21 protein-coding genes are annotated in these 20,387 nt (G+C 71.3%); 8 read left to right on the plus strand and 13 right to left on the minus strand.

The features are described from left to right. Positions 1 to 67: 67 nt before the first annotated feature. Complete coding sequence (locus ABZ453_RS26085) at positions 68 to 886, minus strand: lysozyme (RefSeq protein ID WP_359018202.1); 819 nt, start codon at positions 884 to 886, stop codon at positions 68 to 70. 246 nt (positions 887 to 1,132) lie between these two features. On the opposite strand from ABZ453_RS26085, the gene ABZ453_RS26090 reads away from it, so the two are divergent. Both ABZ453_RS26090 and ABZ453_RS26095 read left to right on the plus strand, forming a co-directional pair. Continuing rightward, on the plus strand, positions 1,133 to 1,624 hold the full coding sequence (locus ABZ453_RS26090) for a MarR family transcriptional regulator (protein ID WP_359018204.1): 492 nt from the start codon (positions 1,133 to 1,135) through the stop codon (positions 1,622 to 1,624). A 129-nt stretch (positions 1,625 to 1,753) separates the two neighbouring features. Continuing rightward, positions 1,754 to 2,281, plus strand: a complete 528-nt coding sequence (locus tag ABZ453_RS26095) for a hypothetical protein (protein ID WP_359018206.1) — start codon at positions 1,754 to 1,756, stop codon at positions 2,279 to 2,281. On the opposite strand, the gene ABZ453_RS26100 is transcribed toward ABZ453_RS26095, so the two are convergent. Then, positions 2,256 to 3,071, minus strand: a complete 816-nt coding sequence (locus ABZ453_RS26100) for a protein phosphatase 2C domain-containing protein (RefSeq protein WP_359018208.1) — start codon at positions 3,069 to 3,071, stop codon at positions 2,256 to 2,258. The two genes, ABZ453_RS26095 and ABZ453_RS26100, sit on opposite strands and share 26 nt — an antisense overlap. A 379-nt stretch (positions 3,072 to 3,450) precedes the next feature. Between ABZ453_RS26100 and ABZ453_RS26105 the strand changes: the two genes are divergently transcribed. Genes ABZ453_RS26105 through ABZ453_RS26125 form a run of 5 tightly spaced genes read left to right on the plus strand, consistent with a single transcriptional unit; the run spans position 3,451 to position 9,015 of the window. Continuing rightward, positions 3,451 to 6,189: a nitrate- and nitrite sensing domain-containing protein gene (locus ABZ453_RS26105; RefSeq protein ID WP_359018210.1), complete on the plus strand. Its 2,739-nt coding sequence runs from the start codon at positions 3,451 to 3,453 to the stop codon at positions 6,187 to 6,189. Beyond that, positions 6,186 to 6,683, plus strand: a complete 498-nt coding sequence (locus tag ABZ453_RS26110) for a roadblock/LC7 domain-containing protein (RefSeq protein ID WP_356772935.1) — start codon at positions 6,186 to 6,188, stop codon at positions 6,681 to 6,683. Before ABZ453_RS26105 ends, ABZ453_RS26110 begins: the two co-directional genes overlap by 4 nt. Further along, a complete protein-coding gene (locus tag ABZ453_RS26115) occupies positions 6,680 to 7,099 on the plus strand; it encodes a DUF742 domain-containing protein (protein WP_359018212.1) in 420 nt (139 codons plus the stop codon). The genes ABZ453_RS26110 and ABZ453_RS26115 overlap by 4 nt, the downstream gene beginning before the upstream one ends. Continuing rightward, complete coding sequence (locus tag ABZ453_RS26120) at positions 7,080 to 7,715, plus strand: ATP/GTP-binding protein (protein WP_359018214.1); 636 nt, start codon at positions 7,080 to 7,082, stop codon at positions 7,713 to 7,715. The genes ABZ453_RS26115 and ABZ453_RS26120 overlap by 20 nt, the downstream gene beginning before the upstream one ends. A gap of 46 nt (positions 7,716 to 7,761) precedes the next feature. Beyond that, positions 7,762 to 9,015: a styrene monooxygenase/indole monooxygenase family protein gene (locus ABZ453_RS26125; protein WP_359018216.1), complete on the plus strand. Its 1,254-nt coding sequence runs from the start codon at positions 7,762 to 7,764 to the stop codon at positions 9,013 to 9,015. 28 nt (positions 9,016 to 9,043) lie between these two features. On the opposite strand, the gene ABZ453_RS26130 is transcribed toward ABZ453_RS26125, so the two are convergent. The 4 genes from ABZ453_RS26130 to ABZ453_RS26145 form a co-directional block, all read right to left on the minus strand. Beyond that, positions 9,044 to 10,102, minus strand: a complete 1,059-nt coding sequence (locus ABZ453_RS26130; RefSeq protein WP_359018218.1) for a C40 family peptidase — start codon at positions 10,100 to 10,102, stop codon at positions 9,044 to 9,046. Positions 10,103 to 10,205: 103 nt separating this feature from the next. Next, positions 10,206 to 10,526 (minus strand): hypothetical protein, encoded by a 321-nt coding sequence (locus ABZ453_RS26135; RefSeq protein WP_359018220.1) that lies wholly within the window; start codon positions 10,524 to 10,526, stop codon positions 10,206 to 10,208. Beyond that, positions 10,519 to 11,166 carry a helix-turn-helix domain-containing protein gene (locus ABZ453_RS26140; protein ID WP_359018222.1) on the minus strand — a complete coding sequence of 216 codons (648 nt, stop codon included), beginning with the start codon at positions 11,164 to 11,166 and terminating at the stop codon, positions 10,519 to 10,521. Before ABZ453_RS26140 ends, ABZ453_RS26135 begins: the two co-directional genes overlap by 8 nt. 35 nt (positions 11,167 to 11,201) lie before the next feature. Next, entirely contained in the window at positions 11,202 to 12,140 is a 939-nt protein-coding gene (locus ABZ453_RS26145; protein WP_359018224.1) for a diiron oxygenase, read from the minus strand. 87 nt (positions 12,141 to 12,227) lie between these two features. Between ABZ453_RS26145 and ABZ453_RS26150 the strand changes: the two genes are divergently transcribed. Next, positions 12,228 to 13,337: a ferritin-like domain-containing protein gene (locus ABZ453_RS26150; protein ID WP_359018226.1), complete on the plus strand. Its 1,110-nt coding sequence runs from the start codon at positions 12,228 to 12,230 to the stop codon at positions 13,335 to 13,337. A 147-nt stretch (positions 13,338 to 13,484) separates the two neighbouring features. Here ABZ453_RS26150 and ABZ453_RS26155 read toward each other — a convergent pair whose 3' ends face one another. From ABZ453_RS26155 to ABZ453_RS26185, 7 genes are all read right to left on the minus strand, one after another. Further along, positions 13,485 to 14,000, minus strand: coding sequence for a DUF3291 domain-containing protein (locus ABZ453_RS26155; protein WP_359018228.1), 516 nt, complete (start codon positions 13,998 to 14,000; stop codon positions 13,485 to 13,487). A gap of 45 nt (positions 14,001 to 14,045) precedes the next feature. Continuing rightward, positions 14,046 to 15,521, minus strand: coding sequence for a penicillin-binding protein 2 (locus tag ABZ453_RS26160; protein WP_359018230.1), 1,476 nt, complete (start codon positions 15,519 to 15,521; stop codon positions 14,046 to 14,048). Then, on the minus strand, positions 15,518 to 16,879 hold the full coding sequence (locus ABZ453_RS26165) for an FtsW/RodA/SpoVE family cell cycle protein (RefSeq protein WP_359018232.1): 1,362 nt from the start codon (positions 16,877 to 16,879) through the stop codon (positions 15,518 to 15,520). Before ABZ453_RS26165 ends, ABZ453_RS26160 begins: the two co-directional genes overlap by 4 nt. Positions 16,880 to 16,922: 43 nt before the next feature. Next, positions 16,923 to 17,522, minus strand: a complete 600-nt coding sequence (locus ABZ453_RS26170) for an SH3 domain-containing protein (protein ID WP_359018234.1) — start codon at positions 17,520 to 17,522, stop codon at positions 16,923 to 16,925. Positions 17,523 to 17,567: 45 nt separating this feature from the next. Then, positions 17,568 to 18,866: a HAMP domain-containing sensor histidine kinase gene (locus ABZ453_RS26175; RefSeq protein WP_359018236.1), complete on the minus strand. Its 1,299-nt coding sequence runs from the start codon at positions 18,864 to 18,866 to the stop codon at positions 17,568 to 17,570. Beyond that, positions 18,863 to 19,576 (minus strand): hypothetical protein, encoded by a 714-nt coding sequence (locus ABZ453_RS26180; protein ID WP_359018238.1) that lies wholly within the window; start codon positions 19,574 to 19,576, stop codon positions 18,863 to 18,865. Before ABZ453_RS26180 ends, ABZ453_RS26175 begins: the two co-directional genes overlap by 4 nt. Before the next feature lie 202 nt (positions 19,577 to 19,778). Then, on the minus strand, positions 19,779 to 20,285 hold the full coding sequence (locus ABZ453_RS26185; protein ID WP_356772908.1) for a dual specificity protein phosphatase: 507 nt from the start codon (positions 20,283 to 20,285) through the stop codon (positions 19,779 to 19,781). Between the last annotated feature and the right edge of the window lie 102 nt (positions 20,286 to 20,387).

A 20,387-nucleotide genomic window follows, 5' to 3' on the forward strand; every position in this document is an offset into this window, starting at 1 on the left:
GTCCAGCGCCCCGTTGTGGCATGTCCCGGGGGATGACCCCCGGACCCCCAGCCGGGGTGGTGTGGTTCTAGCCGTTGGCCAAGGCCTGCACCCGGTCCAGCGCCCCGTTGAATTTGTCGTGGTCGCCGACGGTCGGGCCGGAGGAGGTGTACTGCCACATCGTGTAGTACGGCCAGCCCGCCGGCAGTGTGCCCGGGTCCGACGCGTAGCGGGCGATCCACAGCGGGTTGCTCGACCCGAACCCGGCGTAGTTGCCGGTGCAGTCGCTCCACCAGCTGGTGGCGGTGTAGATGACGGCGTCCCGGCCGGTGCGGGACCTGTAGGTGTTCAGGAAGTCCGCGATCCAGCTCACCATCGCGCTCTGCGACTTGCCGTAGCACTCTGCGCCGTAGGGGTTCCACTCGATGTCCAGGGTCCCGGGAAGGGTCCTGCCGTCCGCGGACCAGCCGCCCCCGTGGTCGACGAAGTAGTTCGCCTGGGTCGCTCCGCCGGTGGTGTCGGGGGTGGCGAAGTGGTAGGCGCCGCGGATCATGCCGACCCCGTACGAGCCGTTGTACTGCTGGGCGAAGTACGGGTTGGTGTAGTACGTGCCTTCCGTGGCCTTGGTGTAGGCCCATCTGACCCCGCTGCTCCACAGGGTCGACCAGGCCACGTCGCCCTGGTGGCCGGAGACGTCCACGCCCTCGGTCTGGGCGACGGCATGGGCGGCCGGAGCGCCGGCCCGGCCGTCGTGCGCCAGGACGCCCATGCCCATGTGGGCGGCGCCACGGGCCGGCTTCGTGGCCGCGTCGGCCGGGCCGGCGAGGACGAGGGAGAGGGCGGTGAGCAGAAGTCCGGCGAGGAAGAGGCGCCGGGGGCGGACCGGTCCGGGTCTGTGCACGGGCATGGCGTGCCTCCGAAGGCTCGGTGATGCTCGGTGGGGGAGCGCTGAGGTGCCGGTGTGAAGGGCCGCTGGTGCTGGCGTGGGCATGCCAGCACGGGCCCGGCAACGAAGCTACGCACGTAGAACCAGGGGTGTGAAGAGGGGCCGGAGGCTGCCGTTGGTCTAGCCCTGCGAAATACTGACGGAGCTGCGGTGACGGCGGGTTTTGGCGGAAACTTTCACGAACGGGAAACCGAGGCAGGGGCTGACGTGCACGAAGGCGTAAACAGGGACGAGGTCCGGGGCTCGTCGGGACTGACGTCGAGCGGTGCGGACCCGGAGTACCTGTCCCTGGAGCGGGAGCTGACGATCCTGTTCCGGCGCGCCCGCGCCAACCAGGGCGAGATGGCCCGCGAGGTCCACCCCGACCTGGAGTCGGCGGCGTACGGACTGCTCATCCGCCTCGACGAGTGCGGCCGCCAGCGCGCCACCGAACTCGCGGCGTACATCGGCGTCGGCAAGGCCACCATGTCCCGTCAGCTGCGCGCCCTGGAGGAGCTCGGGCTGGTCGCCCGCGAGCCCGACCCGGCCGACGGCCGCGCCTGGCTGGTCCACCTCACGGAGGAGGGGCACCGGCGGGTGACCAAGGTCCGCGACGCCCGCCGCGCCCGGTACGTCAGCCAGCTCTCCCACTGGGACCGCGGCGAGGTGGCGGAACTGGCGCGACTGCTGGCGCAGTTGAACCGGGGCATGGAGAAGTAGCCGGGGCGGACTCGGACGCGGCCGGTGGTCAAGAGTGCGTCATGTGACACCGGCCGCTGAGAGGGCGGGAGCCGCCCCCCGTACCTAGGGAGTGACTCGAACGGCGACTCCCGTAGGAAGGGCAACTTCGTGATCCCGCACCGCATCGTCCTCGCTTCGGTCGCAGGTCTCGCATCCGCGTTCCTGCTGGCTGCGTGCGACTCCTCCACCGACGCCTCCGCCACGGCCCCGGCCGCCCCGGTCACCTCGGCCGCGCCCGTCACGCCGGCCACCACCGCCACGCCGGCTCCCGCGACCACCGCGCCCGCCGCCGGGAACGCGGTCACGATCACCGTGCGCGGCGCGGACGGTGTGGTCACCGACGGCAACGGGATGACCCTCTACCGCTATGCCAAGGACGAGCCGAACCCGTCCAAGTGGACCTGCTCCGGCGCCTGCGTGAAGACCTGGCTGCCCGTCATCGTGCAGGACTCCGTACGCACCCAGGGCGTCCAGCAGAGCCTGCTGGGCACCGTCCACCGCGACGGGCAGAAGCAACTCACTCTGGCCGGCTGGCCCTTGTACCGCTACGTCGGCGACACCGCGGCCGGCCAGACCAACGGCCAGGGCAAGGACGGCCAGTGGCACACCCTCACCGCGTCCGGCGCGGCCGGCTAGCCCCCAGCTCGGCGTGGACGACCGTCGCGTCGTCGTGCGTCTTGCTGCGCCCCAGGAAGCCGCGCAGCTCGCTGTCGGCGCGCTCCAGCTCCCGTACGCGGTCCACCAGAACCTGTGCCCCCTCCTTGCGCACGAGGCGGAAGCAGTCCGTCCAGTCGCCCTGACGGAACTTCTCCACCCAGCGGGCCGCACCGTCCGTCAGGGCGGCCAGGGCCCGTACCTCCGCGCGCGGCCGGGCACCCGTCACCGCGCGTCGGGCCACCGACGGATCCGCCGCCGCCGTGAAGAAGCCGCCCTCCTTGTTGCGGAGCGTCGCGTCAATCACGGCGTCCGAGGCCAGAGCCGAGCGCGGCAGGCGGGAGAGACGGTCGTCCAGGACGGGCGTCACCGAGCCCCGCGACGACTCCAGCAGCAGGGCGGAGTCGGACAGGACGAGATGGTCGACCGTCTCCTCGGACCACCGCGCCACCACCACGGTCGCCTGTGGGGTTCGTGGGTGAGAAAGGTCACAAGTGGCGGAATGTGTGTCAGCTGTGCGTGCGATCGCACGCGAAAGAACCTCGGTGAGCGGAACATCCGGGAGGGAAACGGTCAGTTCGGTCAGCGCCCCGCCCAGCCTGGCCGTGTACCAGGGGACCGAATGCAGACACCCCGTCCCGCCGTGCGGCGGGGTGACTCCGTCGAGGACGACGAGGGCGCCACCCTGGCCGGAAGCCGGGAGAGCGACGGCCGCGAAGTCCTCGTTGGGGCGGTCGGAATCGCCCGGCTGCGAAACAAGTTCCGTACGCATTCGGCCAGTCTGCACGACCTCTTCACGCGATTCACCAAAGGCTTGCATTGGTTTCCGAATTGGCGTACTCGCGCAGGTCAGACGCCTGATTTGGGCTGGAATTCGGTGTTCCGGGAAGGCGTGGCGGCACATATTGCCACCGGTCGCCGTGGACGTCCAACCGGCCCGCCCGGAAAGGCCGTCGCGACCGCCGGAGGAACTTGCCCGCCAACTCTCCTCCGATGTTCACTCCTTCGGGTGGCGGGCCCGGTGATGTACGGCTCCTGCCCACCGGCACTGGGAGGGTCGGGAACCGCGCCAGGTGTACGCACAGTCCGCCGCAGTTGACGGAGCGTCACCCGGCCCCATGAACAGGCACGAGTCAGGAATGCGAGCACCGGTGCAGAAGACGCGGCCTCGTCGCACAGGCAAGCAGACGGCCTCCGGAGCGGGTGCGGAGCCCGCCTCCGCCACTGTCACCGGCAAGGGCCGTCCCACGCACGTACGCAACCGGCTCGTCGTGGCCGTGGCCGTGGTGGCCGCCGCCGTCGCCGGAGCCGGGACACCCTCGGTCCTCGCCGCCTCCGGCGATCTGAAGGACTCCCAGGACCTGGTGACGCTCTCCGGGCAGACCGAGAAGGCGCTCGCCCTCGCGCACTCGCTCGCCGACGAGCGCGACGAGGTCACCTCCTACGTCGCGGCCGGGCGGCCCAAGTCCAAGGCGCCCTCCGAGCAGCAGAGCTCGCGGGTGGACCGGCAGGTCGAGGAACTGCGCACCGACCCGGACGCGCCGGCCTCCCTGCGCGGCGACCTGGACGGCATCGCCGGTCTGCGCCGGGCGGCCCTGACCGGCCAGAACAGCGCCCTGCAGACGCACGAGGCCTACTCGGCCGTCATCAGCGACCTGCACCGGCTCGCCGAGCGGCTGGCCGAGCAGACCCCGCCCCGGGCCGGCTCCGGCGCCCACTCCCTCGCCGAGCTCGACTCCGCCGTACAGCAGTCGGCCGCCGCGCGCGGGCTGCTGGTGGCCGCGCTGAACGTGCCGACGACGACCCGGACGGTCATCAGCCCCGTCACCGGCCTGCCGGTCACCCAGACCACCTCCACGGGCGCCGACGCCACGACGCGCGACGCCCTGACCGCGGCCGCCCAGCAGGCCCGGCTGCGCGCCGACGCGGCGCTCGCCGACTTCCACGAGACCGCGCCGAAGGCGGCCCTGACCTCGTACGACACCACGGTCACCGGTTCCGAGGTCAACTCCGCCGAGAAGTACCTGGCGAGCCTCACCGACCAGCCGACGCTGTCCTCCTCCGACCTGGACACCAGCGCGACCAAGGTCGACGCGGCGCTGTCCGCCCGCCTCGACATGATGCGCGGCGTCGAGTCCGCGCTCTACGACCGCCGCACCAAGGACCTGGCCCAGCTGCGCGACGACGACGTCACCGCGCTGGAGATCCGCGTCGCCGTGCTCGGCGTCCTGATGCTGGTCGCCGTCGGTGTCGCCACCGCCATGGCCCGCTCGCTCACCCGCCCCCTGTCGGTCCTGCGCCGCGGCTCGGCCCGGCTCGCCGAGGCCGAGAACCCCGCCGCCGAGGAACCGGTCACCTTCACCGGCCGCAACGACGAGTTCGCCCACGTCGTCCGCTCCGTCAACGCCCTGCACGCGCACGCCGCCGCGCTGCACGAGCGGATCGCCACGCTGGAGACCGACCGCAAGCACCTGGTCGGACAGCGGCAGAAGATGGCCGACGCCCGCGCCGAACTCCGTGCCGAACTCGAGGACTCCGCAGCCCAGTTGGAGCGGCTGCGGGAGAGCATCGGCGGCACGTTCGTGAACCTGGCGCTGCGCACGCTCGGCCTGGTGGAGCGTCAGCTCACCGTCATCGAGGGCCTGGAGGAGCGTGAGCAGGACCCCGACCGCCTCTCCACCCTCTTCAAGCTCGACCACTTCGCCACGGTCATGCGCCGGCACAGCGAGAACCTGCTGGTCCTCGCCGGCACCGAACACGTCCAGCAGACCGCGGGTCCCGTCCCGCTGGTGGACGTGGTCCGCGCGGCGGTCAGCGAGATCGAGCGCTACGAACGCGTCCGCATCGCGGCGCTGCCCCCGCACGCCCACGTGGCGGGCTTCGCCGCCGACGACCTCTCGCACCTGCTGGCCGAACTGATGGAGAACGCCACGTCGTTCTCCCCGCCGGACCTGCCGGTCGAGGTCTCCGGCTGGCTCCTGGAGAACGGCGAGGTCATGCTCTCCGTCCAGGACGAGGGCATCGGCATGACCCCGGACCGCATGACCCGCCTGAACGCGCGACTCGCCGAGTTCGACCCCGAGGCGCCGTACGACCAGGAGGGCGACGAGGGTCTCGGCCTCGGCCTGTACGTCGTGGCCCGCCTCGCCCACCGGCACGGCGTCCGGGTCCAGCTCCGCGACCAGAAGCAGGGCGGAGTGGCGGCGGTGGTGGTGCTGCCGAAGCCGCTGCTGTCCCCGGCGCCGAGCACCGCCGTCCCCTCCTCCACGACCTCCCCGGTCACCCACACCTTCTCCCTCCCGGGCGCGGACGCGGAGGCCAACTCCAACGTCCTCCACGGTCGTTCGGCGGACCCCTTGGTGGCCCTCGCCGAGCAGGCCGTGCAGGAGAAGGACGCCGAGGAGGAGCCGGCGCAGCACCCGGCCGAGACCACGATGGAGCTCCTGCTCCCGCCCCGCCCGGCGGAGCCGGACCCGACACACACGGGACCCGCGCCGCAGGCGGACCCGTTCGTCCCGCAACCCGCGCCCGCCGACGGCGAGTTCGCCCCACAGGGGTCACCCGCACCCGACCACGAGAGCCGCACGGGTGGTGCGGATGGGCACGAATCCGCCGTAGGCGAAGCCGAGGCGACCCACGAGCATGAGCACACCCCCGACGTCCTGACGTCAAAGGGCCTCCCCAAGCGCACTCCGAAGATCACCGCACCCACCGCCCTGCCCCGCCCGCGCACCAGCTCCGTCGACGCCGAAGCCCTCCGCAGAAGGCTCGGCGGCTTCCGCCGCGGCGCGCAGGCCGGCTACCGGGACGTGGCCGCGGAGATCGCCGGAGAGACAGGCCAGACCAGGACACCAGCCACGGGGGGCACCGTCGAGGAGGCAAGCAGTTGACCGCGCCCAGTACCTTCGGCCTGAGCACTGAAGCCCGCAATCTGCACTGGCTGCTCACCAATCTCGTCGAGGAGGTGCCCGGCATCCAGTCAGTCGCGGTGGTCTCCTCCGACGGCCTGCTGCTGCTGTCCTCCGACCCGGGGCGCAACGAGGAGGCCAAGACGCGGACCAGGCGCACCGGCCCCCGCGGCTCCTCCGCCGACCTCGCGACCATCGTCTCCGGCATCGGCAGCCTCACCGTCGGCGCCGCCAAGCTGATGGACTCCGGCGTCGTGAAGCACACGATGGTCGCGATGGACGAGGGCAGTCTGTTCGTGATGTCGATCAGCGACGGCAGCCTGCTCGGCGTGCACGGCTCCGCCGACTGTGACATGAGCGTGGTGGCGTACCACATGGCGCTCTTCGTCGGTCGCGCCGGCCATGTGCTGACCCCCGAACTCCGCAGCGAGCTGCGAAAATCCCTGGAGCAGGAGTCCGCCGGGGGCACCCGATGACCATCGAGAAGCAGCAGAAGCAGACGCTCCCCGTGCGCGGCGGCGACCGCAAGCCCGCCCGCGTCCGCCCCTACTCGCTCACCGGCGGCCGCACCCGCTTCGGCCACGTCCTCCTCGTGGAGACGTTCGTCGCGGCGCTGGAGGCCCCCGAGGAGCGCAAGGAACTGACGAACGGCTCGCTCAGCACCCGGGTCATGCCCGAGATGCGGGCCATCGTCGAACTGTGCCGCCGTATGCGCACGGTGGCCGAGATCGCCGCGCTGCTGAAGATGCCGCTCGGCGTGGTCCGCGTGCTGCTGAGCGACCTCGCGGACCAGGGAAAGATCCGCGTGTACGGAACAGGTACCGGTCACGGCACGGGCCGTCCGGACCGCGCTCTGCTGGAAAGGGTGCTGAGTGGACTCCGTCGTCTCTGACGCCGTCGGCGTCGCCTCCCACGTCGACCCCGACGAGAACCTGCAGTCCTGGCAGACGGACCGCACCCGCGCCCCCATCGCCACGAAGATAGTCGTGGCGGGAGGCTTCGGTGTGGGCAAGACCACGCTGGTCACCGCCGTCTCGGAGATCACGCCCCTGCAGACCGAGGCGCTGATGACCGAGGCGAGCGAGGACACCGACGACCTCACCGCCACGCCCGGCAAGCTGACCACCACCGTGGCCATGGACTTCGGCCGTATCACCCTCGACGACGACCTGGTGCTGTACCTGTTCGGCACGCCGGGCCAGCAGCGGTTCTGGTTCATGTGGGACGACCTGGTGCGCGGCGCGATCGGCGCGGTCGTCCTCGCGGACACCCGGCGGCTGAAGGACTGCTTCCCCGCCCTGGACTACTTCGAGAGCTGCGGGATGCCGTACGTCGTGGCGGTCAACCACTTCGACGGCAGTGAGCACTTCGAACCGGAGGACGTGCGGGAGGCGTTGACGATCCCCGCCCACATACCTGTCATGATCATGGATGCGCGGCGGAGGATCTCGGCGATCGAGACCCTGCTGTCCCTCGTCGCCCACGCACTGGACGAAACCCCCGAGTAGTCCCCCGAGCAGTCCAGTAGTCCACGAGTAGGAGAACAGCCCCGGTATGCGGAAGATACTCGTCGTAGGAGCCGGCCAGTCCGGTCTCCAGCTCGCCCTCGGCCTTCAGTCGCACGGGTACGAGGTCACCCTGATGTCCAACCGGACCGCGGACGAGATCCGCTCCGGCCGGGTCATGTCGACGCAGTGCATGTTCCACACGGCACTGCAGCACGAGCGCGATCTCCAGCTGAACTTCTGGGAGTCCCAGGCCCCGAAGATCGAAGGACTCGGCGTCTCGGTCGCGGCCCCTGGCTCCTGGGCCGAGGGCCCCGCGGCACGGGCGATCGACTGGGTGGGCAGGCTCGACGGGTACGCGCAGTCGGTCGACCAGCGGGTGAAGATGGCCGGCTGGATGGAGACGTTCGCCCAGCGCGGCGGGCAGTTGGTCATCCACGGCGCGGCGGTCTCCGACCTCGACTACTTCTCCCGTACGTACGACCTGGTGCTGGTCTCGGCGGGCAAGGGCGAGCTGGTGTCCATGTTCGGCCGGGACGCGTCCCGTTCGCCGTACAGCGAGCCGCAGCGCGCCCTCGCCGTCTCCTACGTCCACGGTCTGGGCCCGCGCCCCGAGCACCCGGACTACTACGCCGTCCGCTGCAACCTGGTGCCCGGGGTCGGCGAGCTGTTCGTCATGCCGACGCTGACGACGTCCGGGCCGGCCGACATCCTGTTCTGGGAGGGCATACCCGGCGGCCCGCTCGACGTCTTCGGCGGCGTCAAGGACCCGGCGGAGCACCTCTCCCTGACCCTGGAACTCATGGAGCGGTACACGCCCTGGGAGTACGCGCGCGCCACCAAGGTCGAACTCACCGACGCCGGAGGCACGTTGGCCGGCCGCTACGCCCCGACCGTCCGCAACCCGATCGGCCGGCTCCCCGGCGGCGGGCTGGTCCTCGGGGTGGCGGACGTCGTCGTCGCCAACGACCCCATCACCGGCCAGGGCTCCAACTCCGCAGCCAAGTGCGCCGCCTCGTACCTCGCCTCGATCCTGGAGAACGGCGAGAAGGAGTTCGACGAGTCCTGGATGCGGGCCACCTTCGACCGCTACTGGGAGACGGCTCAGCACGTCACCAAGTGGACCAACGCCATGCTCGCCCCGCCGCCGGAGCACATCCTCAACCTCATCGGAGCCGGGGGCCAACTCCAGCCGGTGGCCGACCGCTTCGCCAACGGCTTCGACAACCCTGCGGACTTCGAGAACTTCTTCTACGAACCCCAGAAGGCCGAGGACTATCTGGCCTCGCTCGCGGGCGCCTGACCTGCGGGCGCCGTCCGGGCGCCCGGGTCTACCCCGCCTCCTTGGCGGGGGGCTGAGTGGCGTTCGGGCGGACGGCTCCGAGGATCGGGTACGACGCGATGGGGGAGACCTTGATCTGTTCGCCGGTTCTCGGGGCCTGGATCACCATGCCGTTCCCCACGTACAACGCCACGTGCGTGGCCCGCGGGAAGTAGAGCACCAGGTCGCCGGGGCGGAGCCTGTTCAGGGGGATCCTCGGGAGCCGGGCCCACTGTTCCTGGCTCGTGCGGGGGATGGGCGTTCCGGCGTGACGCCACGCCTGTGACGTGAGGCCCGAGCAGTCGTACGACGCCGGGCCCTGCGCGCCCCACCGGTACGGCTTCCCCAGTTGCCGCACGGCGTACCGCACGGCCCGGTCGGCGCCGCCCGAGGGCTTGCCGTCGTCGCTGGGCGCGCCCGAGGCCAGGAACCGCTGCTGCGCCTGGTCGACCCCGTCCTTCTCCAACCGGGCTACGGCGGCTAGCTGTTCGGGGGTGAGGGAGACCAGCAGCGCCTCCACGTCCCTCAGCCGCTTGCGCACCGCGTCCCGGTCCTTCTTCTGCCGCTCGGCGAGGGCGAGTTGGTCGTCCAGTGCCTTGCGCGCCCGGCGGGCCAGTTCGTCGGCCCTCTTCTCGGTGCCGGCCAGCCGCCCCAGCGTCAGCGCCCGCTCCCGCGCCACCTGCCCGATGACATGCCCCTCGTCGAGCGCCTGCTGCGGATCACGGGCCAGCAGCAGCCGGACGTACGACGAGATCTCCGTGCTGTTCTGGTACTGCTGCCGTGCCAGCCGCCCGGCCGCGCTCCTGCTGTCGTCCAGGGAGATCCGGGTGCGGGCCAGCTCCTTGTCCAGCCGCTCGACCTCGGCCCGCTGCCTGGTCAGCTTCTCCTCGGTCGCGTCATAGGTCTCCGTGGCCTGCTCGGCCTCCCGGTACCGCCGCTGAAGATCCGTCAGCAGCTCGGAGACGGGCCGCCCGCCCGGCTCGGGCACGGCCGCGGCGGGCAGCGGCGCGAGGACGGTGCCGACCGCCACCGCCGCCGTACACGCCAGACGCAGAAGCCTTCCTGACACGTCATCACCTCCGGTGCGGGCCAGCCCCTCTGCCCCGCACCGCGAGCTTCAGACGCCCGCGCGCGTCGCGCGCGCCGAGTGTGCGCGGTTCGGCGCAACCCCGTCACCCGTCGGTGTTCTCCGGCTTGCCGCCCGGCGTGGCGTCCGGCTTGGACCACGGCCACTTCAGCCGGCCGGTGTCCCTGCCCTCCGGGTCGTACGCGTACTTCCACCCCTGCTGGATCCCGAGCCGTCTGCTGTGTCCGCGCGGGACGCGCCGGTAGACCAGCACGGTGTCGGGACCGCCGGCCGGGTCCGGCACCGGGATGCGGTAGATCTTCGGCGGCTGCCCGGTCGCCCCGACCAGCACCGGAAGCACCCGGCCGTCCATGGGGCCACCCTCGAAGGGGGTCGGTTCGCTCTTCACGGCACCAGTGTCAGACATCCTCCGCGAGCGCCCGTACCAGCGCCGCGGTCTGTGTGTCCCGGGCGGCCGTCACCGACAGCACGGCCACGAACTGCTCCACCAGCCAGTCCCGCAGCTCCTCGACCGGAGGCTGCTTGCCCTCGTCGAGCCAGATCAGCGAGGCGGCCTCCACCGCCGTGATCCACATCCGCACGGTCATCCGCAGCCGCAACCCGGGCTCGCTGACACCGAGGTGACTGAGGATGTGCTCGGCGGCGGCCCGCCGCACCCCGTCCACGATGGCCGTCGTCCGGGACGTCTCCACGACGCTGCCGCCCTGGAGCAGCGCGCTGAACCCGGCGTCGTGCTCGTCGACGAAGGCCAGATAGCGGTCCAGGGCCCGGGAGAGCCGAGGCAGGAGAGGCCCCTCCCGCGGCTCGTCGAAGCACTGCCGCAGCTCGTCCGCGGCGGACCGCAGCGCGGCCTCGTACAGCTGCTGCTTGCCGCCGGGGAAGTACCGGTAGACCAGGGGGCGCGAGACCCCGGCCGCCTCGGCCACGTCGTCGAGGGAGACGTCCTCGGGGGCGCGGTGCGCGAAGAGACCGAGGGCGGCGTCGAGAAGCTGGCTTCGTCGCTCCTCGACACTGAGCCGTCGATAGGCGGGGGCGGCGGGAGTCATGCAGTGCAGCGTAATCGCAGGCCGCGCATGTCGCCTCAAGCCAGCAGGCCCGAGCTCTTCCACAGCCGCCGGCCGACCCCCCGCAGCACCCCGATGTCGTCCAGGAAGTCGGTCAGCCGCTTGGCGCCCGTCTGCATGACCTCCCGCCGATGCCCGCTCGCCCTCACCTGCGCCAGGGCCTCCCGCTTGTCCAGCCCCACATTCGTGTAGACCTCGGGATTGACGAAGGCCACCGAGAACACCCGGGCGAACTCCCCGGACGTCACCCGGGTGAACTCCTGCGACCACCGGGGCGCGGTCACCATCTGCCGCCGCAGCTCCTCACGCGCGTACCGCACATGCCGCGCCTCCTCCACGACATGGATCCGCGTGACCCCCCGGAGCAGCGGCTGCACCCGCTCGTCGGGGAACGTCAGCCGCTGCATCCAGTCCAGGACCTCCTCCCCGAGCAGCGTCGCCGTGAAGGACCCGGGAGTCGTGGAGATCGTCTTGAACAGCCGCCCCAGACGCTGGTGCGCCCGGGCCACCGGATACCAGGGCGTGCCCCCCTGCGATATCAGTCGCGCGAACATCTTCGAGTGCCGGCACTCGTCCTCGATCTCGGTGAGCGCGTACCGCACATGCGCGCTCGTCGCCGCCTTGTCGTAGATGTGCCGCACCAGCAGCTGCATCAGGATGATCTCGAACCAGATCCCCAGCGAGGCCAGCGCGGCGGCCTCGTGCTGCGACAGCAGGATCCGCTGCTCCTCGCCCATCCGCTTCCACAGCGGTGTGTCGTACAGCGAGACCAGCTCCGGCGGCCAGAACCACTTGCCCTCCTCGAAGGGCGCGTCCCAGTCGAGTTCCTTGTCCGGGTCGAAGGAGTGCTTCGCGGAGGAGGCGAGGAGCCGCTCGGCGACCTGCTCGCGGTCCTTGAGCAGCCCGAGGGCGTCGCGCAGGCCGTCGAGTGCGTCTGCTTCCGTGAGAGTCGTCATGGCACTTATGAGACTGCCTGTCAGCAAGCCCGTCAATCCCCTGCACGGGACTTGTTGACTCGGCGTCTACATGTGAGCCTGCGGGGTATGCCGACCCATGAGCTGTACACCAACGACCCCGGTGACTATCTCTGGCAGGTCCCTGCGTCCGGCGCGGCCCGTTTCAGCTGGGAGTACGAAGACGGCCGCGAACGACTGCTCGCCCTCTACCAGAAGGGCAAGGACAAGCAGTGGGACGGGCAGCGGCGCATCGACTGGGATCTGGAGGTCGATCCGTACGACGTGCTGGGCACCCCGGACGAGTCCATCTCGCTGTACGGGACGCCGTACTGGGCGAAGATGAGCGAGAAGGAGCGCGGGGAACTGCGACAGCACTACGCGTCCTGGCAGTTCAGCCAGTTCCTCCACGGCGAGCAGGGCGCGATGATCTGCGCGGCGCGGATCGTGGAGTCGGTGCCGGACCTGGACGCCAAGTTCTACTCGGCGACGCAGACCATGGACGAGGCGCGGCACGCGGAGATCTACGGCCGGTTCCTGCACGAGAAGGTCGGGATGGTCTACCCGGTCAACGACAGCCTCCAGTCGCTGCTGGGCGACACGCTCCGCGACAGCCGCTGGGACATGCCCTATCTGGGCATGCAGGTGCTCATCGAGGGTCTGGCGCTGGCCGCGTTCGGCATGATCCGCGACACCACGACCAAGCCCCTGCCCAAGCAGATCCTCGCCTACGTCATGCAGGACGAGGCCCGGCACGTGGCCTTCGGCCGGATGGCCCTGCGCGACTACTACAAGCAGCTCACCGACGCCGAGCTGCGCGAGCGCGAGGAGTTCGTCATCGAGGGCTGCTACCTGATGCGCGACCGGCTGCGCGGGGTCGAGGTCCTGGAGAACTTCGGCATCCCGACGGCCGAGGCGGAGGAGTACAGCGAGAAGTCCGAGTTCCTGGCGCTCTTCCGGCAGCTGCTCTTCTCCCGGATCGTCCCGTGCGTCAAGGACATCGGCCTGTGGGGCAAGCGCCTCCAGCAGGCCTATGTCGACCTGGGCGTCTTCGAGATGGGCGACTCCAACCTGGACCTGCTGATGGCCCAGGACGAGGAGATCGCGGAGAAACTGGACGCGGAGCGCTTCGCGGCGGAGGAGCGGGAGCGGGTCGCGGAGGTGGAGGAGGCGATCGAGACGGGCGCGGTCGAGACCTGACGGGCGGGCGAGGGCCTGTTGCGAAAGTCCCGCCGTTCGCCCGGAGGGCGGGCCCTGCGGCGTCATGAGGGTCCCCCCCGCGAGGTTGTTCGAGCGTGGGGGAGCGTGCCGGGCGTCGCGGGGCAGGCGGGACGATCGCAACAGGCCCTAGACCGAGCAGCCCAGGTCCTCGGGGATCTCGCCGGTCAGCGGACGCGGGTCGCCGAGGGCCGGCGGGAACGTGGTGCGCAGGGTGAAGGCGTACGACGTCGGGCCGTTGGCGCGCAGATGCAGCAGGCGTTCCTCCGCCTCGGCCACCGTGGGGCGGTGGCCCGTCGGGACCCACCACAGGACCGCCATCGCCTCCGCCACCCGCTCGAACCAGTCCCTCCTGCGGGCCAGCATCTCCCGGTGGCGCCCCTGGTACATGAACGTCGTGAGGGCGTTCGGGTCCCGCCACACCGACATGTTGATGATCAGCCACTCGTCGCCGAACACGGCCACGTCCGTCGCGTCACCGGACTCGTCCTGCAACCGCCAGACAAAGCCCTCGGCGGCGTCCGCGTCGGCGTTCACGGGATCGAGGGCGTCGACGAAGTCCTTCAACTGCGGCGAGTCCAGCGGGGCCTTGAGCCGGGCGATGTTGACCTGGGCGAGTTGGTACGCGGCTTCCGGTGTCGTCATGTACCGAACGTTAGGTAGGGTGCCTCCGCCTCCGGTACCCCCGTCTCAACCACCGGACCTCGACCCGGAGTTCAGCACCGCCTCCATCACCGCCCGGGCGATCGGCGCCGCCACCCCGCCACCGGTGATCTCCCCCCGGTGCGCCGACCCGTCCTCCACCACCACGGCCACCGCGACCTTGGGCGTCAGGTCCTCCTCCCGCTGCGCCCAGGACACGAACCAGGCGTACGGCGTACCGGCGTTGCCGACCCCGTGCTGCGCGGTTCCGGTCTTGCCGCCGACGATCGCGCCGGGGATCGCGGCGTTCGTGCCGGTGCCCTCCGTCACGACGCCCTCCATCAGCTCCTTCATCAGATCCGCGGTCTCCGGGCGCATCACCTGGCGGACCGTACGCGGGCCCGCCGTCCACGCGGTGCCGCCGTCGGCCGTCGTCGTCCGCTCCACCAGGTACGGCTGTCGCAGCTGCCCCCCGTCGGCGACCGCCGACGCGACCATCGCCATCTGCAACGGCGTCGCCCGCGTGTTGTACTGGCCGATCGACGACAGCGCCAGCTGCGCCTTGTCGACCGAGGTGTCGAAGGTGCTGCGCGCGACCGAGAACGGCACCCGCAGGGCGCTGTCGTTGAAGCCGAACGACTGGGCCGTCTTCGTCATGCCGGTGACCCCGACATCCACGCCCAGCTTGGCGAACACCGTGTTGCACGACCACTCGAAGGCGTCCCGCAGCGGAGCGTCCTCGCAGCCGTCGCCCTCGTTCATCAGCCAGGTCCGCGTCCCCGGCAGCCGGTAGGGGTCCGGTGACCTCGTCGGCCGGTCCAGGTCCGTGACCACCCCCGCGTCCAGCGCCGCCGCCGCGGTGACGACCTTGAAGGTCGAACCCGGCGGATACGTCTGCCGTACCGCCCGGTTGAGCATCGGCTTGTCGGGGTCGGAGTTCAGCCGCTCCCAGGATCGTTCGGTGGCCGCCGCGTTCCCGGACAGGACCGAGGGGTCGTAGGAGGGCGTCGAGACCAGGGCCAGGACGCGGCCCGTGGACGGCTCCACCGCCGCCACCGCGCCCTTGCGTCCGTCCAGCCCCTCGTACGCCGCCTGCTGGGCCGCCGGGTTGAGGGTGGTCACGACGTCCCCGCCGGGGCTGAGCGAGCGCGTGAGGCCGTGCCACAGCGGCAGCGGTGTGAACACCGGGTCGGTGCCGGACAGCACCCCGTCCTGGGTGTGCTCCAGCAGCGTGGTGCCGTACATCTGCGAGGCGAAGCCGGTGACCGGGGCGTACAACGGGCCGTTCGCGTACGTCCGCTCGTAGCGGAGCTGCTGGCCGGAGTCCCGGGAGCCGGTGACCGGCTCGCCGGCCACCAGGATGTCGCCGCGGGGCTGGCCGTAACGGGCGATGGCCGAACGGCGGTTGGCCGGGTTGGCGTCGTAGGAACCGGCCCGGACGACCTGCACGCGGGCCGCGTTGACGAGGAGCGCGAGGAGCAGCAGGGCGCAGAAACCGGCCGCGTGCCGGATGTAGCGGGTCATGAGGCGACCTCGCCGTCGTACTCCTTGCGTGCCGTATGGCTCACCCGGATCAGCAGCGCCACGATCGCCCAGTTGGTGACCACCGACGAGCCGCCCTGGGCGAGGAAGGGCATCGCCATGCCGGTCAGCGGGATCAGACCGGTCACTCCGCCGGCGATGACGAAGACCTGGAGCGCGATGAGCGAGGCCAGGCCCACGGCGAGCAGCCGGCCGAAGGGCTCGCGCAGGGCGAGGCCGGCCCGGTAGCCGCGCTCCACCAGCAGGCCGTAGAGCAGGAAGATCGCGCACAGACCCGCCAGGCCCAGCTCCTCGCCCGCGGTGGCCAGGATGAAGTCCGACTTGACCGCGAAGCCGATCAGCAGCGAGTGGCCGAGGCCCAGTCCGGTGCCGAGGACGCCGCCCGCCGCGAAGGCGAAGAGCGACTGGGCGAGCTGGCCGGGGCCCAGGCCCGCGTCGATGGAGGCGAAGGGGTGCAGCCAGTCCTCCACCCGGCTGTGCACATGCGGCTCCAGCCAGCCGACGGCGACCGCGCCCAGGCCCGCCAGCAGCACCCCGACCGCGATCCACCCGGTGCGGCCCGTGGCGACGTACAACAGGACGACGAACTGGCCGAAGAACAGCAGCGACGTGCCGAGGTCGCGCTCCAGGACCAGGACGCCGACGCTCAGCAGCCAGATGGCCAGGATCGGGCCGAGAACACGGCCGGTGGGCAGCTGCATGAACCAGATCCGGCGGCCGGTGTACGCGAGCGCGCTGCGGTTCGCGGCCAGGTACGCGGCGAAGAACACCGCCAGCAGCACCTTGGCGAACTCGCCCGGCTGGATGGAGAATCCGGCGATCCGGATCCAGATCCGGGCGCCGTTGACGGCCGGGAAGAGGATGGGCAGCAGAAGCAGGACGAGAGCGGCGGCGACGCAGACGTAGGAGTAGCGCTGGAGCCACCGGTGGTCGCGCAGCATCAGGACGACCACGATGAACAGGATCACGCCCAGCGTGGACCAGACGAGTTGGGTGGGGGCCGCGCGGTCGCCCGGGGTCTCCAGGTCCAGGCGGTAGATCAGGACCAGGCCGAGGCCGTTGAGCAGCACCCCGATCGGCAGCAGCAGCGGGTCGGCGTACGGCGCCCGCAGCCGCACCGCGAGATGCGCGAGCAGCGCGAGCACGCCGAGCCCGGCGCCGTAACCGGCGGCGCCGGGCGGGACGGTGCCGTATCGGGCGAGGCCCACCGCGCAGTAGCCGTACACCGACAGCAGTACGGCGAGGACGATGAGGGCCAACTCGATGCCACGGCGCCGGGGGAGGCGTACCGCGCGGGCGGGAGGATCCGCCTGTACCACGGTGGTTCCGGCGTTGATCATGTCCGGAACTTACCCAAATAGTGGGTCTTGTGACCTCCGGGGCTCAGCACCAGCGTGGCGGCGTCCCGATGGTCTCGATGTAACGGGCCGAACCCCAGGCCCAGGTACCGTCCGTGAGGAGGTACCAGAGACGGTTGCCGTCGACGCTCTGACCCGGCGTCTTGCAGAAGATGGAGACGCGCTCGCCCCGGTGGGCCACCCGGATCACCTGGCTGCCCCGGTTGGGCGCGCTGCGCAGGTTCAGCTCGCTCGCGGTGACGACACCCCGGGCGAGCCGCTGGCCGCCGCCGTGATCGCCCTGCTCCCAGCTCTGCTGATTCCCCTGACCCTGCCAGCTCTGCCCGCTTTCCTGGTTCTGCTGGTTGGGCTGGCTCTGTTGGTTCGGCTGGTTCTGCTGGCCCTGCCAGCTGTGCCCGCTCTGCTGGTTCGGCTGGTTGGGCTGGCTCTGTTGGTTCGGCTGGTTCTGCTGGCCCTGCCAGCTCTGCCCGCTTTCCTGGCTCTGCTGGCTCTGTTGGTTGTCCGCGCCTGAGTCGCCGCTGCCCCAGTCGTTGTCGGCCAGGGCGGGGGTGACGGCGGCGGAGGTGACGAGGGCACCGGCCGCGGCGACTATGCCGAGGCGGGTGATGGTGGAGCGCAGGGACATGGGGGAGTACCTCCACGAATGGGGCGAACCTGACTAATCGCCACGTTAGGAGGACTCGGGCACGGCCGCCCGTCGCACTGCGCCATCGGGGAGGGCGGGCCCGCGCTGAGGCAGCGTCAGGATCGCTACGGCCCCGCCGTCCACCGCGTTGGTGAACTCAAGCCGCGCCCCCAGCACCTCCGCCTGACCCACGGCGATGGTCAGCCCCAGCCCGTGCCCCTTGGCCCCGCCCTCCGTACGGAACCGCTGCGGCCCGTGCTCCACCAGGTAGTCCGGGTACCCGTCCCCGTGGTCCCGTACGGTCACCACCGCCCCGTCGACGGTCACGGACACCGGCGCCCGCCCGTGCTTGTGGGCGTTGGCCACCAGGTTCCCCAGCACCCGCTCCAGCCGCCGCCGGTCGGTCTCGACCCGGGTGTCCCGCAGAACCACGACCTCCGTGTCGGTCCCGGACGCCCGCACCACCCGCGCGGCCAGCGCCCCCAGCTCCTCGCCGTCCAGTTCGAGCTGTTCCCGCCCGGTCTCCAGCCGGGAGATCTCCAGCAGGTCCTCGGTCAGCGTGCGCAGTGCCGCCACCCGGTCCCGCACCAGCTCCGTCGGCCGCCCCGGAGGCAGCAGCTCGGCCGCCGCGTGCAGCCCCGTCAGCGGTGTCCGCAGCTCGTGCGCCACGTCCGCCGTGAACCGCTGCTCGCTCAGCAGCTTGCCCTGCAGGGAGGCCGCCATGGTGTCCAGCGCGGCGGCGACCGCGGCCACCTCGTCCTGCGGCCGGCTCTGGTCCCTCGTCCGCGGATCACCCACCCGCGCGTCCAGATCACCCGCGCTGATCCGCCGGGCCACCTGCGCGGTGGCGTGCAGCCGCCGGGTCACCCGGGTCACCGCGAACGCGCCCACCAGCAACGTCGCCCCGATCGCCAGCCCCGACGACCACAGGATCGCCCGGTCGAGCCCGGCGATGGTGTGCGCCTGCTGCGCGTAGTCCACCTCGACGGCCAGTGCCCGGTTCCGGTCGGCGGGACCGGCCGCCCACATCGTGGGCTGCCCGTGGTGGTCGGAGACCATCGTGCCGCGGTCCCCGGCCACCGCCAGATCCCGCAGCGCGCGCGGCAGCCCCGGCGGATCGACGCTCGCCCCCGGCAGCAGGGTGTCCCCGGCCTGGTACGCCTTCGTCGCGTCCGCCAGCCGCGCCAGCGCGAGGCTGCGGGCCTGGCCGACGGTCTGGTCGGTCACCGAGACGTGCACCAGCACGCCGAGCATCGCGGCGAGCCCGCAGCACATCACCGTGATGAAGACGGCGGCCTTCACGGCGAGCGTGCCGGCCCAGTGGGGGAGCGCGAGCCGCGTCATGGGGTCGCCGAGGGGGACGGGGAGCGGCGGTGGCGGTGCTCGTGCTTGCCCAGGCGCAGCATCTCGTCGTGGGTGAGCAGCATCACCTTCTGGTCGGGGTCCCAGGTCCACTGGAAGCGGTACTCGTAGTCGGCGAGGTCGGAGGGAGCGTGGATGATCACCGAGTGCCCGGCCAGCTCCACCCCGCTCACCGCGTCGTCGTTGGCCATCACCTGCACCACCCGGCCGGCCTCGACGGTGTAGACCCGCACGGCGGTCTGGGTGCCCGGCAGCAGCCGGAAGCCCAGCGTCAGATCCGGCCGCCCGTCACCGGTGAGGTCCCGGTCGTAGCCCTTGAGCAGCGGGCACCGCTCGTCCGCGGGCCCGCGGACGCAGTACGCCATCCGGCGGGCGGTCTCGCGGTACGGCGCCTTCGAGCCGGCGTACTCGTCGGGGTGCTGGGCGATCTCGGCCCGCACGATCGCCACCGGATCGACCCTGCGTATGTCGCCGCCGGGGGCGGTGACGCCCTTCATGACCTCGGACTCGCCGTTGTCGTAGTCCCAGGCCGGGCTCGCGGCCGGGGACAGCTGGGGCCACAGCTTGGCGGGGCTGGTCGCGGTCGGCGTCGCCCCCGCGCCGCGCAGCTCGCCCGCGTCACCGCAGCCCGCAGCGGCCGCCGCCAGCAGGGCGACGGCCAGCGCGGTGCGCAGGGGGCGGGTGCGGGGCACGGTGCTCCAGGGGCCGGGAGGGCAGGGTTGCCCGATACACCCTAGGCGGCCGAAGAAACGATTACCTCCGCTACTCGACCGCCCCGAAGAAACACTTACCCGCGCTTCCCGGTGGTCCCGCGAGGCGCCTTGCTGGGCCAGTTTCCCCGGTGGTTCCGCGAGGCCCTTGCTGGGCCAGTTCCCCGGTGGTCCCGCGAGGTCCCTACTCCGCCAGCTCCTCCAGCAGCCGGGCCGTCGGCAGCCCCGCCCGCAGATAGTCGACGAACAGATCGTTGTGCAGCGCCCACGGCGAGCGACGGGACCTGATCAGCCGGATCGCCTGCTCGGCGGAGTGGCCCCGGCGCACCAGGGCGTGCGCGACCACCAGACCCGAGCGGTTGTACCCGTGGTAACAGCGGACGAGGACCTTGCGGCCCTCGTCCAGTGCCTCACTCGCGGCCAGGGCCAGGCGAATGACCCCCGCGAGTTGTGTGCCGTCCAGCGGTCCGTCGGGTATGGGCCAGACATGGTGCTCCACACCCGGGTCGGGCCCGTGGCCCGGCAGCCTCAGCAAGGTCTGCACGAGATCGAACTGATCCCGTACGACGGCGAACTCCAGTTGCCCGGTATGCCCCCGGAACTCGTGCCCGCCCATCCACAGACCAGGCACGATCTCGCTCCACGGGGCGTCCGGAGCCGGTACGTCGGGTTGCTTCCTGCGGGTACGCAACAACGCCTCCCCATCCCCCTCCAGTGGGGCCCAACTGCTCTCAAAGGTAACCGGGTTCTTGCCGATGGAGCACCCCGCCTGTTCCCATGGTCATGGGGTGAT

The organism is Streptomyces sp. NPDC005799 (genome assembly GCF_040630525.1).
Classification (GTDB): domain Bacteria; phylum Actinomycetota; class Actinomycetes; order Streptomycetales; family Streptomycetaceae; genus Streptomyces; species Streptomyces griseorubiginosus_B.

What these genes read in the sequence shown, in the direction of transcription:
- ABZ453_RS26085 (WP_359018202.1), bottom strand. Translation starts at nt 886, where the DNA reads ATGCCCGTGCACAGACCCGGACCGGTCCGCCCCCGGCGCCTCTTCCTC.
- ABZ453_RS26100 (WP_359018208.1), bottom strand. Translation starts at nt 3,071, where the DNA reads ATGCGTACGGAACTTGTTTCGCAGCCGGGCGATTCCGACCGCCCCAAC.
- ABZ453_RS26115 (WP_359018212.1), top strand. Translation starts at nt 6,680, where the DNA reads ATGACCATCGAGAAGCAGCAGAAGCAGACGCTCCCCGTGCGCGGCGGC.
- ABZ453_RS26125 (WP_359018216.1), top strand. Translation starts at nt 7,762, where the DNA reads ATGCGGAAGATACTCGTCGTAGGAGCCGGCCAGTCCGGTCTCCAGCTC.
- ABZ453_RS26135 (WP_359018220.1), bottom strand. Translation starts at nt 10,526, where the DNA reads ATGTCTGACACTGGTGCCGTGAAGAGCGAACCGACCCCCTTCGAGGGT.
- ABZ453_RS26140 (WP_359018222.1), bottom strand. Translation starts at nt 11,166, where the DNA reads ATGACTCCCGCCGCCCCCGCCTATCGACGGCTCAGTGTCGAGGAGCGA.
- ABZ453_RS26145 (WP_359018224.1), bottom strand. Translation starts at nt 12,140, where the DNA reads ATGACGACTCTCACGGAAGCAGACGCACTCGACGGCCTGCGCGACGCC.
- ABZ453_RS26150 (WP_359018226.1), top strand. Translation starts at nt 12,228, where the DNA reads ATGCCGACCCATGAGCTGTACACCAACGACCCCGGTGACTATCTCTGG.
- ABZ453_RS26155 (WP_359018228.1), bottom strand. Translation starts at nt 14,000, where the DNA reads ATGACGACACCGGAAGCCGCGTACCAACTCGCCCAGGTCAACATCGCC.
- ABZ453_RS26160 (WP_359018230.1), bottom strand. Translation starts at nt 15,521, where the DNA reads ATGACCCGCTACATCCGGCACGCGGCCGGTTTCTGCGCCCTGCTGCTC.
- ABZ453_RS26165 (WP_359018232.1), bottom strand. Translation starts at nt 16,879, where the DNA reads ATGATCAACGCCGGAACCACCGTGGTACAGGCGGATCCTCCCGCCCGC.
- ABZ453_RS26170 (WP_359018234.1), bottom strand. Translation starts at nt 17,522, where the DNA reads ATGTCCCTGCGCTCCACCATCACCCGCCTCGGCATAGTCGCCGCGGCC.
- ABZ453_RS26175 (WP_359018236.1), bottom strand. Translation starts at nt 18,866, where the DNA reads ATGACGCGGCTCGCGCTCCCCCACTGGGCCGGCACGCTCGCCGTGAAG.